Annotated in this window: 17 protein-coding genes; 11 read left to right on the top strand and 6 right to left on the bottom strand. The window is 58.3% G+C overall.

What is annotated here, in order from left to right; genetic code table 11:
• Positions 1-24: 24 nt before the first annotated feature.
• The 4 genes from ACOZK9_RS03265 to ACOZK9_RS03250 are packed head-to-tail and all read right to left on the bottom strand — an operon-like array spanning position 25 to position 3,566.
• Entirely contained in the window at positions 25-870 is an 846-nt protein-coding gene (locus tag ACOZK9_RS03265; RefSeq protein ID WP_421555279.1) for a GNAT family N-acetyltransferase, read from the bottom strand.
• Positions 867-2,039 (bottom strand): NAD(P)/FAD-dependent oxidoreductase, encoded by a 1,173-nt coding sequence (locus tag ACOZK9_RS03260; protein ID WP_421555278.1) that lies wholly within the window; start codon positions 2,037-2,039, stop codon positions 867-869. Before ACOZK9_RS03260 ends, ACOZK9_RS03265 begins: the two co-directional genes overlap by 4 nt.
• Complete coding sequence (locus ACOZK9_RS03255) at positions 2,036-2,440, bottom strand: RidA family protein (RefSeq protein WP_421555277.1); 405 nt, start codon at positions 2,438-2,440, stop codon at positions 2,036-2,038. Before ACOZK9_RS03255 ends, ACOZK9_RS03260 begins: the two co-directional genes overlap by 4 nt.
• A complete protein-coding gene (locus ACOZK9_RS03250; protein ID WP_421555276.1) occupies positions 2,430-3,566 on the bottom strand; it encodes a DSD1 family PLP-dependent enzyme in 1,137 nt (378 codons plus the stop codon). The genes ACOZK9_RS03255 and ACOZK9_RS03250 overlap by 11 nt, the downstream gene beginning before the upstream one ends.
• 95 nt (positions 3,567-3,661) lie before the next feature.
• On the opposite strand from ACOZK9_RS03250, the gene ACOZK9_RS03245 reads away from it, so the two are divergent.
• A complete protein-coding gene (locus tag ACOZK9_RS03245; protein WP_421555275.1) occupies positions 3,662-4,546 on the top strand; it encodes a LysR family transcriptional regulator in 885 nt (294 codons plus the stop codon).
• Between the two features lie 3 nt (positions 4,547-4,549).
• Here the strand turns inward: ACOZK9_RS03245 and ACOZK9_RS03240 are convergent, their stop codons facing one another.
• Positions 4,550-5,263 carry a cupin domain-containing protein gene (locus ACOZK9_RS03240; protein WP_421555274.1) on the bottom strand — a complete coding sequence of 238 codons (714 nt, stop codon included), beginning with the start codon at positions 5,261-5,263 and terminating at the stop codon, positions 4,550-4,552.
• A gap of 22 nt (positions 5,264-5,285) precedes the next feature.
• On the bottom strand, positions 5,286-6,137 hold the full coding sequence (locus ACOZK9_RS03235) for a GNAT family N-acetyltransferase (protein ID WP_122251473.1): 852 nt from the start codon (positions 6,135-6,137) through the stop codon (positions 5,286-5,288).
• A gap of 798 nt (positions 6,138-6,935) precedes the next feature.
• On the opposite strand from ACOZK9_RS03235, the gene ACOZK9_RS03230 reads away from it, so the two are divergent.
• The 10 genes from ACOZK9_RS03230 (at position 6,936) to ACOZK9_RS03185 (ending at position 14,762) form a co-directional block, all read left to right on the top strand.
• Entirely contained in the window at positions 6,936-8,315 is a 1,380-nt protein-coding gene (locus ACOZK9_RS03230) for a PAAR domain-containing protein (protein ID WP_421555273.1), read from the top strand.
• Entirely contained in the window at positions 8,312-8,701 is a 390-nt protein-coding gene (locus ACOZK9_RS03225) for a hypothetical protein (protein WP_058414708.1), read from the top strand. Before ACOZK9_RS03230 ends, ACOZK9_RS03225 begins: the two co-directional genes overlap by 4 nt.
• Before the next feature lie 141 nt (positions 8,702-8,842).
• The gene (locus tag ACOZK9_RS03220) at positions 8,843-9,232 is read left to right on the top strand and encodes a hypothetical protein (protein ID WP_421555272.1); all 390 of its coding nucleotides are present in this window, start codon (positions 8,843-8,845) and stop codon (positions 9,230-9,232) included.
• 138 nt (positions 9,233-9,370) lie between these two features.
• Complete coding sequence (locus tag ACOZK9_RS03215) at positions 9,371-9,760, top strand: hypothetical protein (protein WP_421555271.1); 390 nt, start codon at positions 9,371-9,373, stop codon at positions 9,758-9,760.
• A 328-nt stretch (positions 9,761-10,088) separates the two neighbouring features.
• Positions 10,089-10,259 carry a hypothetical protein gene (locus ACOZK9_RS03210; RefSeq protein WP_183141131.1) on the top strand — a complete coding sequence of 57 codons (171 nt, stop codon included), beginning with the start codon at positions 10,089-10,091 and terminating at the stop codon, positions 10,257-10,259.
• Positions 10,260-10,289: 30 nt separating this feature from the next.
• A complete protein-coding gene (locus ACOZK9_RS03205) occupies positions 10,290-10,697 on the top strand; it encodes a hypothetical protein (protein WP_421555270.1) in 408 nt (135 codons plus the stop codon).
• The gene (locus tag ACOZK9_RS03200) at positions 10,694-11,629 is read left to right on the top strand and encodes a hypothetical protein (RefSeq protein ID WP_421555269.1); all 936 of its coding nucleotides are present in this window, start codon (positions 10,694-10,696) and stop codon (positions 11,627-11,629) included. Before ACOZK9_RS03205 ends, ACOZK9_RS03200 begins: the two co-directional genes overlap by 4 nt.
• Before the next feature lie 66 nt (positions 11,630-11,695).
• Positions 11,696-12,085 carry a hypothetical protein gene (locus tag ACOZK9_RS03195; protein ID WP_421555268.1) on the top strand — a complete coding sequence of 130 codons (390 nt, stop codon included), beginning with the start codon at positions 11,696-11,698 and terminating at the stop codon, positions 12,083-12,085.
• A 711-nt stretch (positions 12,086-12,796) separates the two neighbouring features.
• Entirely contained in the window at positions 12,797-13,465 is a 669-nt protein-coding gene (locus tag ACOZK9_RS03190; protein ID WP_421555267.1) for a haloacid dehalogenase type II, read from the top strand.
• A gap of 22 nt (positions 13,466-13,487) precedes the next feature.
• On the top strand, positions 13,488-14,762 hold the full coding sequence (locus tag ACOZK9_RS03185; protein ID WP_421555266.1) for an NAD(P)/FAD-dependent oxidoreductase: 1,275 nt from the start codon (positions 13,488-13,490) through the stop codon (positions 14,760-14,762).
• The last annotated feature ends 79 nt before the right edge of the window (positions 14,763-14,841 follow it).

Below are 14,841 nucleotides of genomic sequence, written 5' to 3'. Positions count from 1 at the left end.
GATAATCTGCTGAATCTGGCCTGCCTAGCCGATGGCTTGCGTCACCAGCGCAAATTGGGCGATGCCGCCGCTTGATTGCGGGGGCGCGCCCAGCACCATGCGCGGTGCTTTATCCACGCATGGCAGCCCGAGGCTTTCCAGCCAGTCGGCCAACCCGCACGCGGTGGGAATATCGAAGCGCACGAAGGCGCCAGGAATCAACTGCAGCAGGTGGGTGATCATCTGGCGAGCCTGTTGCTGGTTGTGTGCGACCACGGGGCCAATGAGATGGCCACGACCAAATCGGCGCAGCAGCGCGCAACCTTGCAGTTGCCCTTGCACATCGATGCCGACCACCTGCTCGGCGCTCGGCAGCAAGTCGTTGAGCACGGCACTGCGGTCCAGGCCGCTGCCCGCGTTGGCCAGCTCGATTACCTGCGGGTACTCGGCCGGGCTTAATGCGCGACATTGCGCGTGCTCGGTCGCAGGCATTGGCGCTGGCGTCTGCGCAACGCCCTGATGTTGCTGAATGCGCGCAAAATCGACAAAACCCATGCTTGCATACAGTGGCGCGCCCGACTCAGTGGCATTGAGAATCGGCGTGCGCGGCGCCGCAGCTTCCAGGCACAGGTTCATCAGCCTGCGGCCAATGCCTTTGCCTTGGTGCTGATCGCTGACGATCACCAGGCCGATAGACGAATAAGCGCCCTGATGGCAGGCGAATGCCACGCCGACCAATTGGCCGTCATGTTCGGCGACAAAACCTTCGGACGTACGCTGAACCATGGCCCAATCTTCTTCGCGGTGCGGCCACTTCAGGTGCACCGACAGCGCGTGCGCTGCAGGCATGTCCGCCGCGTTGGCAGTGCGATAAACATAGGCGTGGCTCATATGAGTTTTCCTGTGGTGAGGGCGGTTGCGGGCACCGTTAAAGGTTGGGTAAACCTGCGAATGTCGAAGGGGCTGATCAAGGTGCTGGTGCTGCCGGTGCTGATCAGTTCGGCCATCACATCGCCCACGCCCGGGCCGAGCTGGAAGCCATGGCCGCAGAAACCAAAAGCATAAAACAGCCCGTCCACGCTGCCGCTGCGGCCCATCACCGGCAGCGAGTCCGGCGTGTAGCTTTCGATGCCGCTCCACACGCGGATGATGTTCAGCTTCTCGGCGCCGGGTAATAAGCGCTGCATCTGGCGCATCTGGTTGAGCAGGCTTTCGGGCTTGAAATACGCGCGTCGGTTGAGCATGTCGGGGGTGCAGCGGTTGCCGCCGCCGATGATGATGTTGCCGCGCGGGATCTGGCGGAAGTAGATCACTTCTTCCTTGATTTTGGTAAACACACCAATCACGGTCGGCAAGGCGTAGGGCACCGGTTCGGTGACCGACATCTGCGGGCCGTTCGGCTCCAGCGGCACCGCCTCACCAAAACGCTCAGCCAACTTGGCCGCCCACGCACCGGCGGTAATCAGCAGTTGTTCGGCGGCGAACAACTGGCCGTCGGTGGTGGTGACGTGGAACAGGCCGTTGACCTTTTGCACATCGGCCACTTCGGTTCTTTCTTCGATTCGCGCGCCTAGCCGCCGCGCTGCACGGGCAAACGCGGGCGCGGCCAGGCGTGGGTTGGCGTGGCCATCGTGGGGCGCGTAGGAGCCGCCTTTGACCTGCGGCCCGAGGAAGCCGAAGCGCCGGTGCAACGCCGCGCCGCGATAGATTTTGAGGTCCAGTTGCGCGGCCTCCGGCGCGGCCGCGTAGGCCTCAAGTTCGGCGATTTCATCCTCGCGATAACACACGCGCATGTGCCCGCTGGGAATGAACTCAAGGTCGTCGTCGATCAGTTCCGGCAGGCGTTTCCACAATGCCCACGAACGATTGGCCAGCTCCAATTGGCCCAGGTAGCGGCCCTGGCGGCGCACGTTGCCAAAATTCACACCGCTGGCGTACTGGCCAATCTGGTCACGCTCCAGCAGTGTGACCGAGCTGCCGCGACGCCGCAGAAAAAACGCTGACGAGGCGCCCATGATGCCGCCGCCGATAATCAGCACATCGCTTTTTTGCAGGTTCATGCGCGCTCCTTGGGTGTGTGACGGGCCACGGCTTCGATTTCGATCAGGTAACCATGATGCAATTCCGGTACCGGCACCACGGCGCGGGCCGGCCGGTGCTCACCAAGGTAGCGCGCGTAAACCTGATCAAACGCCGGCCAGTGTTGAATCCCGACCACGTACACCGTGACGCTGAGCAGGTCTGCCGCGCTTGAGCCTGCTTCCTGCAAAATCGCCACCAGGTTATCCAGCGCAATTGCCGCTTGAACCGCAAACGGTTGATCGGCGCTGTGCTCGCCATTCGCGCGTACCGGCAGTTGCCCCGACACATACAAAATACCCGCGTGGGCCAGCGCCTGTGAATAGTGCCCGCCCGGCGCGGCCGCGTTGGCCGTGTGAACGCGTTGCAGATTACCAGCCATGCAGGCGACTCCAGGTGTGCACGTCGCCCTCGGCGTCAACGGCGTGATAGTCCGGGAACTGCGCGCCGGTGGCGCAGGCATGGTTGGGCAGAATGCGCAGGCGGCTGCCGATCGGGAAGCGCGCGACCAAGTCGGTAGTCGGCGCATCGCCCAAGGTGACAATCCCGTGTTCCTGATTGGCGCCGGTGACCCGCGCGCCGTCGATCCAGGCGCCGGCTTCGCTGCATACTTGGCCATAACCGAAGTCCTCGCGCTGACGTTGCGTGCCGCGGTCGCGACTCATGGCCATCCAGCCGGCGTCGGTGATAACCCAGCCTTTTTCCTGCTGATGGCCGATAACCGTGGTCAATACGCTGAGTGCCAGCTCGTCGGCCTGGCACACGCCGATGTTGTGCATGACCAGGTCGAAGAACACATACACGCCGGCACGCACTTCGGTGACGCCCTGCAGGTTCAGCGCCGAGAGGGCCGTCGGCGTGGAACCGATGCTGACCTCGGGGCACGCCAAGCCAGCTTCGCGGAGTCGTTCGGCGGCGCGCACGCAGAGCAAGCGTTCCTGTTCAGCCAGCGTTTGCAGGGCTTGCGGGTTGTCCAAATCGTAGCTGGAACCGGCGTGGGTCATCACCCCGCGCAGTTGCACAGCGCCTGTACTGAGGAGGCGCGCGACGTCGATGAGCGCAGGGTCTTCTGGCGCCAGGCCTGAGCGGTGGCCGTCGCAATCGATTTCAATCCACACCGCAAAGCGTTCAGCGTGTTGCTCGGCAAAGGCCACGATAGCCTGGGCACCGGCGACGCTGTCGGTGAGTACGCTGAGCTGGCAGCCTTTGCGGCGCAATGCCAAGGCTTGCGCTAATTTGCCCGGCGCGATGGCGACGGCATAGAACACATCGTCAATCCCTGCGCTGAAACAGTGCTCCGCTTCTTTGAGCGTCGACACCGTCACACCGCTGGCGCCAGCGGCAATTTGCGCCTGGATCACCGGCAGGCATTTGCTGGTTTTGATGTGCGGGCGCAAACGCACGCCGAGGGCATTCATGCGCTGCTGCATGCGTTGGATATTGCGCTGCATTCGCTGGACATCGACGAGCGCGGCGGGCGTGTCGAGGGAGGCAATCGGCGTGGGCATGGCATAACTCGAGTGGCTGGGGGCACGCTGCACTCTACTCAGGTTTCGTTAACCTGTGGTTCAATCAAGGCTAATCAATCATTAAGTAAAATTGAATGATTTCCATCGAAGACTTACGCCTTGCCGTCACCCTCGCACGCGCTGAGTCGCTGAGTGCCGCCGCCAGAGTGTTGAATGTTTCGCCGCCAGCGCTCTCCATGCGCCTGCGCAAATTGGAGACGCTGCTGGGGTTGACCCTGGCCAATCGTGATGCGCGACGCCTGAGCCTGACGTCCGAGGGTGAGCGGTTCGCGCGTGAAAGCGCGCTGTTGCTGGAACAGCTGGAAGCGCTGCCGGAGTCGTTCAGGCAACAGGACGAAAGGCTGGTGGGCACCCTGCGGCTGGCGGCGCCGTTTGGGTTTGGCCGACAGCGCCTCGCTCCCCTGTTGGCGCGTTTCGCGCGCCTGCACCCGCAGTTGTGCCTGCAACTGGACTTGCGCGAAACACCGTGGCCAGACCGTCACGACAGCGATGCGGTGGTTCACATCGGGCACCTGAGTGACAGCCTGTGGACGGCGCGGCAACTCACGCCAAACGAGCGCTGGTTGTGCGCCAGCCCCGCCTATCTGCAAGAGCATGGCGTGCCGACCGCGCCTGACCAGCTCGCGGCGCATCGCTGTATTTGCATTCGTGAAAACGATGAGGATGTGACGCTGTGGCACCTGCGCAAGGGCCAGGGCCGAAAAACCCTGCGCATAACGCCTGCGTTGCTCAGCAACGATGGCAGCGTGGCCCGGCGATGGGCCGAGCAGGGCTTGGGGTTGGTGCTGCGTTCGCAGTGGGATGTGAGTGACGCCGTTGCCGGCGGCAGCCTGGTTCGGGTGCTGGCGGATTGGAGCTTTGACAGCGCGCCGATCATCTTGCTGGTGCCTTCGCGCAAGCTTCGCAGCCCGCGCGTACAGGCGTTAGTGACGTTTCTGGAAGACGCGTTAAAAGCCTGATCACTACTTCACGGCGTACACCTTGCGCACATACACCGTGCTGGTCCAGGCGCAGGGCGCACCTTTGGCTACAAACACGCTGTCGCCCGGGTTCACCGTCACCGCAACGCCCGCGTCATCTTGCAGGGTGACGCTGCCTTCGAGCAGGTGCATTAATTCGTGCAACTTGTGCGGGCGGCCGTGGCGGGCGTACGGCGTCGAATCCCAGATGCCCACGCGCAGTTCGGTGACTGCATCGTCAAACAGATTCAGCGCGCGGCACTGCGGCGTGGGGCCGATCAGAATCGCCGGTTCTGGCGCGGCGGAGGGGTTCAGCAAGGTATGCGCCTCAAGCAGGGTGAGGCCGGGGCGGGCGGGGGCGTCGGGCAGGTCGACGGCGCAGAACGCCCATTCGCAACCCTCGCTCGCCTGCACGCTAAGGCGGCTGCCACGGCCGATCACGGCACTCGCGCCAACGCCCAATTCCAACGTTTGTTCCCCGCTGCTGAGCTGCACGTGGCCTGTGTGCACCACCAGCGTCTCACTGTGCGGGAAGTCTTTGATGACCGCCTCACCGCTGAACCGCACCAGGCCTGCGGACACACCATCGTCGCCCAGCCAGGCGAGTTGGCGGCTGTCGCCGAACGGGTCAAGCGCGCTTAACGCCGCGCGGTAAAAGGACGTGGCAACGCGGCTGCCGTCGGCGCGAGCCAACAGCAGAATGCGTGGAGATGACATAGGGCGTGCTCCGGGATAAAGGTCAGCCGATGGCTTGAGTGATCAGCGCATATGGGTGTACGCCTTGGCTAGCCTGAGGCGGTGCGCCCAGCGCCATCTGCGCAACGGTGTCGATGTTCTTCAGGCCAGCGTGCTCAAGCCAGTCACTCAGGCCGCAGGCAACCGGGATGTCGATGCGCACAAACGCCTCCGGCACTTGCGCCAGCAACACCGCGATCAAGTGTTTGGCCTGGTCAAGATTCTCTGCTACCACCGGGCCGATGCAGCGCCCACGACCGAACGGGCGCAGCAGGGCAAAACCGCGTAACTGGCCCTCGCGCTCAATGCCCACGGCCTGCTCCACCTGCAGGTCGCGCAGTACCTCACGGCGGTCCAGGCCACTGGCGGCTTTGGCCAGGGCCAAGAGCGCGGTGTGATCATCCGCGCCGAGTGCACGGCAGGTTTCACCCTCGGCAAGTTGCGGCAGCGCGGGCACCCGCGCCTGGCCCTGATGTTGCTGCACGCGGCCGAATTCGACAAACCCCTGGCTGGCATACAGCGGCGCGCCGGCGAGGGTGGCGTTAAGGATCGGCGTGCGTGACTGGCACGCGGCCAGGGCCATTTCCATCAAACGGCGGCCGATGCCCTGGCCTTGGTAGTCATTGCTCACGATCACCAAGCCGATGGTGGCGTAATCGCCTTGAGGGCAACTGAACGCACTGCCGATCAGACGCTCGCCATCCAGCACCACGAAGCCGTCGCTGAGCCGTTGCAACATCGCCCAGTCTTCCAAGCGATGCGGCCATTTCAGTTGCACCGACAGCGCATGGGCGGCGGGCAGGTCGGCCACCGTCATCGGGCGGTAGACATAAGCAGGGTGTGGCAGGGCGGACATGGCGAGCCTCCATGGAACGTGGTTTTTGCGGCGTGAGGCTGCTTGTATCCCACCTGTTTTAGAGGCTGGCAAGGGGCGCGGGAATATTCGGTAGATTGCTTGTGCGGGTCGGGGGCTGGACCACAGTTACTACTTAAATCGGGTGGGAGCGCAGCAGCAAATGCCAGGGGCGGATTGAGCACGTTTGATCGTTACCATGCTCTGCGTGGGAATGCATCCTGTGACGCTCTGCGTCACCTCGCGCTCACCGCGCATTAATTAATGTGCGTCCACGGTAATGCGTCGAGCGTCTAACCACTATCTTAGCCGCAACTGTGTAAGTGATGTTTATACGCGGCATTACTCTGCCAGCTTAAGCAACTGCTACTTTTCCTTCGGATGTTTACAGTGCCATTTTCGGAAACGTCCGACTTTACTTTAAACTTTTATATTATCAATGTGGCTGCGTACTAAAGATGCGCTGATTCCTGTTCCGTCTGATAGGCAGCCACGCTATCGTCCAGTCAAAGTTACAACACAGAGAGCTGCCTACTGAAACCACGGATCAGGATAAAAAAGTGAGTGCGGCACTGTCCCTTTTGTATATCAATTAAATGTCTTCAGCACCTATCGCTATTTACCGCGTCACCGCACAAGGCAACCAAACTTCGGCAGATGGATTTTCTTCCAGTTATTGAGCGTTAAACCATGAAGGCTAAGTTGCAAAGTGCAGTTCTGTTTTGAATGTGCTTGAAGCGCACGGCGAACTCATGGTTGAGAATTTAGTTGCCTCGGCCGGAATAGATAAGGGAGAAAATAATGCGTGAAGGTTACTTTGTTGGCCGTGGTGACAAAACTACCTGCGGCGGAATCGTTCTGGATGGTGACCCGAGGGTTAACCTGTTCGGTGTGCTGCATGCTCGCGAAGGGGGCGACGTTACGTGTGGGAAAGACGGCGGCACTTACCAGATTATCGGTGGTGTATCGCACATACAAAGCCATGGCAAACAGGTGGCTGGCACGCTGGACAGTTTTAGCAGTTGCCCATGCCAAGCGCGGCTGATTCCCTCCGTGTTCACGGCGATCTACAGCAATGATGGCCCTGCACAGCAAGCGGCCAGCCGTTCGGCAGCACCACCGCAACCCGCTTTCGCGCCTTCGAACAATCCGGCCCCTGCGGCATTTAACAGCGGGCGGGGCGAGGAGCCTGGCTTCTATATTGTGCCCAAAAGCACGACGCGCGAAGCACTGGAAGCCACGCTTTTTCCCACGCGTAATGCGGCCGTGATGAGTAAATTTCAGGCGCTCAACCCCAATCTGAGCCAAGTCAAAGCAGGCTCCATGATCGTGCTCAGCGATCCGAACAACACCACCTGCACCTACCAGGAAGCGCAACTGATGCAGGCCGCTCAAGAGGTCGATGCATCCCTGGATCCCCTGACGCCGGAAGAGGCCGACTTTCTGGCTAGCCACGGTGCAGAAATCGCCAGCTTTGCCAGCCCCGCCTCAACCTGGCTTGGCGTCAGCGCGGTGGTGATGGAAACGCACATCACCAAGCTGCGCGACACCCTCCAGGCCATCGAGCGCCTGCATCAACAAAGCTATCGCCATCACGGCCACTTAAGATCGCCGCAGTTCTTCGCCGGTCGCCAGCGCTTGTTGGCACAGCTGGATGCGCACTTGCTAAACTCCACTCGCCTGCGTGGCCAGACAACACTGGGCGACCATCCCAAGTTGAAAACGGCCCTAGGTCTATCCAGCCGCAGCCTGGTGCACCACTGGGATAAAGCCGGTGCGCCGGGGCAGATTCCGGGTTACGCAACGCATGTGGAGGCGACCAGTCGTGCAGCCAAATATATGAAGGCAGGTGGGTATATCGGCATTGGTATAGGCGGCGTGTCTTCGTTGCTGGCTATTGAGCAGGTGTGTAGCGGCGGCTCTGGGGCGGCGTGTGAGAAGGTCAAGTTTACTGAAGGAGGGAAATTCGGGTTGTCTACTTCCTTCGGTGCTGCAGCTGGCGTGATAGCTAGTTCGGCCAGCGCTCCGATCTGCTTAGCGATGGGCGTAGCTTCGGGAGGTATCGGTGGTGTTGTGTGTGTCGCGGCTATAGTGGGGACTGGCGCATGGGTGGGTACGACTGTCGGTGGTAAGGTAGGCGAATACATTGGCGAGAAAGTTTACGAGGCTACTCAACCATGACCAGTATCGACTCTTGGCCATCTTGGATTGCGATTATTTTTATTGGCATTCCAACTCTACTCGTCGCTGCGAGTCTTGCGTTCAGTCTTTACCTTACTCACCGACATTTGGACGCCATGAAAGAAGCACTCAAGAACAGCCGTTATATTTATATTTGGGGAGATTGCTTAGGGAGGCGGGGTTTGATTTGGTCCCTCTTGGAAATGGGAAAAATAGCAGGGATGGTAGCGTGGCCAAGATCTTCAATAATTATTGGGGAATTGGACCCAATCGATCTTGAAAATTTCCCACCTCACCTGAAGCGGTATTTGATCTCCAATTTGACAGTGATGATCATCGCCCTCATTTGGATCTTGGTTGTAGCCATTCTACTGAAATTTAGGTAATTCGAACGGGCCTCACGCGAAGCCCGATGTAGGGGTATCTATAGTTGCGGCCTTAGTGGGGACTGGCGCGTGGGTGGGGACGACTCTCGGTAGTACAGGTGGTGAAATGGGCGGAGAAATATTGTACGAGAAAACGTTGCCATGACGACTCCAGAGTTCTGGAGGTCCTGGCTGGCTTTTTTTATTGTTAGCGGCCCAATTTTTCTTGGGTTTATAGGCCTTGCTTTCAGTCTTTACCTCACCCACCGTCACTTGGACCCAATGAAGGAGGCTTTGAAGAACAGCCGCTATATTTATATATGGGGAGATAACTTGGGGAAGCGGGGTGTACTTTGGTCCCTATTGGAAATGTCAAAAATAGCCGGAATGATCACGATGCCCAAGGTACACCTGCGCCTGGGTGACTTGGATCCGGTAGATTTAGAAAATTTCCCACGTTATCTGAAACGTCTTCTTATAATCGTTACGGTGACAATCCTTACCTCCTTCATTGGGATGATAGTTGTTGCCATTTTACTGAAGTTTAGGTGAATTGAACGGGCCTCGCGCGAGGCCTGATGTAGAGGCATCTATGGTCCCGGCCGAAGTAAGGGCTGCGCAAGGGGATACGACAGTCGGTGCTGCCACTGGCGATTACATTGGAGAGAAAGTTTACGAGGTTACACAACCATGACGAGTATCGACTCTTGGTCTCCCTGGATTGCGATCATTTTTATTGGTGCCCCTACTCTGCTCCCAACTGCTGGACTTGCATTTAGCCTTTACCTTACCCATCGTCACCTGGACGCCATGAAGAAGGCTTTGAAGAACAGCCGCTATATCTATATATGGGGAGATAGCCTAGGGAAACGGGGGGTAATTTGGTCTCTATTGGAAATGTCAAAAATTGCCGGAATGATTACAATGCCAAAGGCGTACATCCGCCTAGGCGACTTGGATCCGGTGGATTTAGAAAACTTCCCGCCGTACCTGAAACGTCTTCTTGTAATCGTGACGGCGATGATCTTCACGTCTGTAATTTGGCTGGTAGTTGCGGCCGTTTTGCTGAAGCTTAGGTAGCTCGATGGTCGACTATCTCAAGGCGTAAAGCGCAGCGTTAGCTGCCAAGTGCAGGACGGCGCTCGGGGGTGCGACTGGTTGTTGGTAGGGCGGGCCAACACATGGGTGAGGACGTTTACGAAGCTGCCGCTGCCTGTTCATTGGATGTCCGCCCAAGTCATGCAAGGTGACTTCGGTGCAGGCTTAGGAACGGTCGGACACCTGTTTCGGAAGCGTCCTGCATCGGTTCGATTGCCGCTTTGTTAGCGTGCCCGGTACTTAAGCGCGTTCAGGCTGAAAGCCTGAACATCGCGTGTCGCCTCCTCTCTCGGATTAAAAGGATAAACGCATGTTCGCGCTAGCCAATACTGCGCAGTTCGCGGTATTTATGCCCACTGCTCGCAACGACTTCAAGGTGCTGGCGTTTCAAGGCACTGAAGCCATGAGCACCGTGCACGCGGTCCAGTTTAAACTGGTCAGCGAGTACCTTGATTTCGATATGGAAAGCCCGCTCAGCTAGCCAGCGTTTCTCCAGTTCTACGCCTAATTCATGGATAAGCTATACCTCCTTCTTTTCCCAATCAGCATCGAGGCTTATCGGTTAGCAGAACTCAACCCTTACCAAGGGCAAGTCTTCTCCACTTATCTGTTGCTAAAGCTGCCCGGCGAAAACGTGGAACTGACTGACGGGATGATTCATTTCATCGGCCAGGAGGTTTGGGGCGACACCCTCGGATATCGCTCCGATAAAATCCGAAACGTCGAATGGACAGGTAAAGACTTTGCCCGGCATAGCGGTACTCGCGTTCCAGTGCCAGCCGGCATCACCCCTTATCGTCGTGTGTACCATGAGGACGGTGCTATAGACTTGCGGCGCATCGACGGTTATTTGATCTACTCCCCACGTGAAGGGCTGACGCTGCCCTCAGTGAAAATCATGGAACGAGCGTGGATATGAGCATGCTGGAGCTGCCAGGACGTAACGCTACAACAATCCTACTTACCGCAGATAAGCCTACCGGTGAGCAGCCGATGGAGCTGTTTATTACAGATGAACATACCGATTACTACCTCGCGTTAAAGTTTGGAGGGGATACAAGTCGAGGGCTGCTCGCGGGGCTCTTTGGGTGGTTAGCAGTATTTATGCTGCCTCTAGAGATGCTGCTAATGCTTAAGGGGCAATGGGAAAGTTCTTTAATGGGCTTGGTCATGCTGGGCACATTATTTCTGGTGCCATTTCTATGGGAAACCCTACGCCCATTACCTCTGCCTATCCTATTTAACCGCCGCACCCGAGAGGTGTACTTCGATCACGATGGTGAATTATTCCTCACCCCATGGGATGGTATTTACGCAGTTGCCAATGAGTTTCAGCTAGTGGGCACTCAAATCGGCGGAATGCAGAGCGCTTCACTTGAAATTCGAGTGTGGCAATTCGGAAAGCCAGAAACCGCTCTTATGGTCAGCCTCGGGTCACCCTTTGGTAAATCACTGGCGTTGCAAAAAAGTTTGTGGGAATACGTTCGTGCCTACATGAACAATGGGCCGTATTTCGACGAGCACGGCAATCACAGCGAATCCGATGTCTTTGTAAAAAGCCAGCTGGCTGTGCGCCCAAAAATGAGCGACGGTTTTAAAAGAACACGAGAACAACTAAAGCAGGCCAAGAGAGAGGCGGGCGGCAAGAATTACTTAGGTGGTTACGACGTTATAAAATTAATACTGGGGGCTATGTTTTACCCCCTGGATCGAATCCAGGAATTCACCTACAGCATCGCAAAACGCCGCTCCCGCAACCGTTGGCCGAGCGACGTTACTGAGCGCTTGAAAGCCAATGGGCCTATCACGCGTCTTGCTGACTTGGAATGCGTGATCGCGGCCAACCCATAATGTGTCGGTGTACCGCTATTATTTTCGATGTGTTGATATGAGTCGTTCTATGTACCCTAAACAACCATGACCAGTATCGATGACTGGCCGCTGTGGATTGCGATATTTGTATCTGGAGGCCCAATTCTTCTTGGGTTTATAGGCCTTGCTTTCAGTCTTTACCTCACCCACCGTCACTTGGGCGCCATGAAGGAGGCGTTGAAGAACAGCCGCTATATTTATATATGGGGAGATAGTTTGGGGAAGCGGGGTGTACTTTGGTCCCTGTTGGAAATGTCAAAAATTGCCGGAATGATCACGATGCCCAAGGTACACCTGCGCCTGGGTGACTTGGATCCAGTAGATTTAGAAAACTTCCCACGTTATCTGAAACGTCTTCTTATAAGCGTTACGGCGACAATCCTTACCTCCTTCATTGGGATGATAGTCGTTGCCATTTTGCTGAAGTTTAGGTAATTCGAACCGGCCTCGCGCGACGCCCGATGCAGGGGTATCTATAGTCTCGGCCGAAGTAATGGCTGCGCAAGGGGTACGACAGTCTGTGCTACGACTGGCGAATACATTGGAGAGAAAGTTTACGAGGTTACACAACCATGCCGAGCATCGACTCTTCGTCTCCCTGGATTGCGATCATTTTTATGGGTGCCCAATTCTTCTATCCGGTGTAGGCCTTGAAGAACAGCCGCTGTATCCATAAATGCGCAGATAGCCCAGGAAAGCGTGGCGTGATTGCGTTCCTGGTGCCAGGAAGGGCCGAGTAAGGACTCCGTCCAACCCATCCGCCGATCACGCGGTAGCCGCAGATTAACCCGCATAAATAACTGCCTGATCAGCCGTCTCTCGTTTTCCGTATACACCCGGTCTATCTTCTCCATGTCCCAAATCCCGCCAACCACACTTTCTGCCGCCCCCACCCGCATGCTTAAGCCTTCCCACCCCAAAAAGGCCCATAAAAGCGCACAAACACAGGCTCTGCCCAAGCCTGGCGCGCACCGCAAACTCTGCTGAGCCCAGCCACCAAAACGGTGGTTTGTATTGAGTGCAGGTCGTTTTAGACGGCATATGCTGATTTCACAGTGTTGTAATGAAGCTGTGCTGCAACGAGGCCAACGCGCCGCCAGGGCAGCGAACGCTTGCCACACTCAACGAACTTCAGGACCGCACTCCATGAGCTTTCTTCGTCCCAAATTCATTACGTTCGACTGCTACGGTACGCTGACCAACTTCCATATGGGCACCATGACCCGCGAGCTGTTCGCAGACCGCATCAGCGCTGAGCAGATGGACCAGTTCGTCAAAGACTTCTCGGCCTATCGCCTTGATCAGGTCATGGGTGACTGGCGCCCCTACGATGAAATTCTCAAGACTGCCCTGGCGCGTACGTGCAAGCGTTGGGGCATCGACTATCGCGAAGAAGGCCAGCTGTATTACGACGCCGTGCCGACGTGGGGCCCGCATGCAGATGTGCCGGCTGGCCTGTCGAAAATCGCCGACAAGATTCCGCTGGTGATTTTCTCGAATGCCAGCGACAGCCAAATCATGTCCAACGTCGACAAACTCGGCGCGCCGTTCCACAAAGTGTTCACCGCCGAGCAGGCACAGGCCTACAAGCCGCGTCTGGCGGCCTTTGAATTTATGCTCGACAACCTTGCCTGCGGTCCGGAAGACATCTTGCATGTGTCTTCGAGCTTCCGTTATGACCTGATGTCGGCGCATGACATGAAAATCAAGCACAAGGCTTTTGTTGCCCGTGGCCATGAAGTGCCGGCGAATGCGTTTTACGGTTATCAGCAGATCACCGACATCGGTGGGCTGCCGGCGTTGGTCGGTCTGTAAACGCGCACCTTGAGGGCATTACATGGGCAGTGAATCCTATTGGCTCGACACCGCACCGGCGTTTACCGGTGCGCAACTGGGCGGCTTGCCCAAGCAGGTCGACGTGGCTGTGGTTGGCGGTGGGTTCACCGGCCTCGCGGCGGCGCGTGCGCTGGCGCTTAAAGGCGCCAGCGTGGTGGTGCTGGATGCCGGGCGGGTGATCGGCGAAGCCTCGGGGCGCAACGGTGGGCAGTGCAACACCGGGGTGGCTCAGGACTACGCCGGGTTGCACGCAAGCCTCGGTGCCGACAAGGCGCGCGCCTATTACCAGGCCTACGAACGTGCGGTGCACAGCGTGGTTTCGCTGGTCGAGCAGGAAGGGATCGCCTGCGACCTGGTGCGCAACGGCAAGCTCAAGTTGGCTGCCAAGTCCCTGCATTACGAGGGCCTGGCGCGCACCTGCGAGCTGATTCGCCAAGAGGTCGACGCCGATGTGGAACTGCTCAGCGCCGAGCAAACCCGCGCCGAGGTTAATTCGGCGCAGTTTCATGGCGGGTTGCTGCAACGCAACGGGGTGCAGATGCACGTTGGCCGCTTTGGTGTCGGCTTGGCCGAGGCGGCAGCGCGGCGCGGCGCGATGATCTACGAGCACACCCAGGTCGACAACTGGAAGGCTCAGGCCGGCGGCTATCAAGTCAACACCGCCAAGGGCTCGCTGCACGCCGGGCAAGTGCTGCTGGCCACCGGTGCTTGCCAACACGGCGACCTCGCGTGGTATCGCCGACGGATCGTGCCGGTGGGCAGTTTTGTGATTGCCACCGAGGTTTTGCCGCAGGCGTTGATCGACCAATTGCTGCCCCGGCACCGGGCCTATGTGACCAGCCGCATGATCGGCAACTACTTTCGCCTGACCCCGGACAACCGCCTGCTGTTCGGCGGGCGTGCGCGGTTTGCGATGTCCAACAGCGTCTCCGATGCCAAGAGCGGCAAGGTGCTGCACGCGGCGATGCTGAACATGTTCCCGCCGTTGGCGCAGGTGAAAATCGACTACTGCTGGGGCGGCCTGGTCGACATGACCTCTGACCGCCTGCCCCGCGCGGGCCAGCAAGGCGGCGTGTTTCATTCCATGGGCTACAGCGGCCATGGCGTGCAAATGTCGGTGCACATGGGCCAGGTGATGGCCGAGGTGATGGCCGGGAATGCGGCTGCCAACCCTTGGCGTGAACTCGAATGGCCGGCGATTCCAGGGCACTTCGGCAAACCCTGGTTCCTGCCGTTCGTGGGCGCCTACTACCGCTTTCAGGATTATTTGCACTGAGTTGGCCGTTGTTGCGTCACCGTCGTTTGCGTTTCCAGGACGCTCCGGACATCCGTGAGCACTCGATTCTTCCGATTAT

The sequence above is a fragment of the Pseudomonas kitaguniensis genome, assembly GCF_049199985.1.
Taxonomy (GTDB): domain Bacteria; phylum Pseudomonadota; class Gammaproteobacteria; order Pseudomonadales; family Pseudomonadaceae; genus Aquipseudomonas; species Aquipseudomonas kitaguniensis.
Note: the sequence above shows the minus strand (reverse complement) of the source record. Positions and strands in the feature narration are given on the sequence as shown.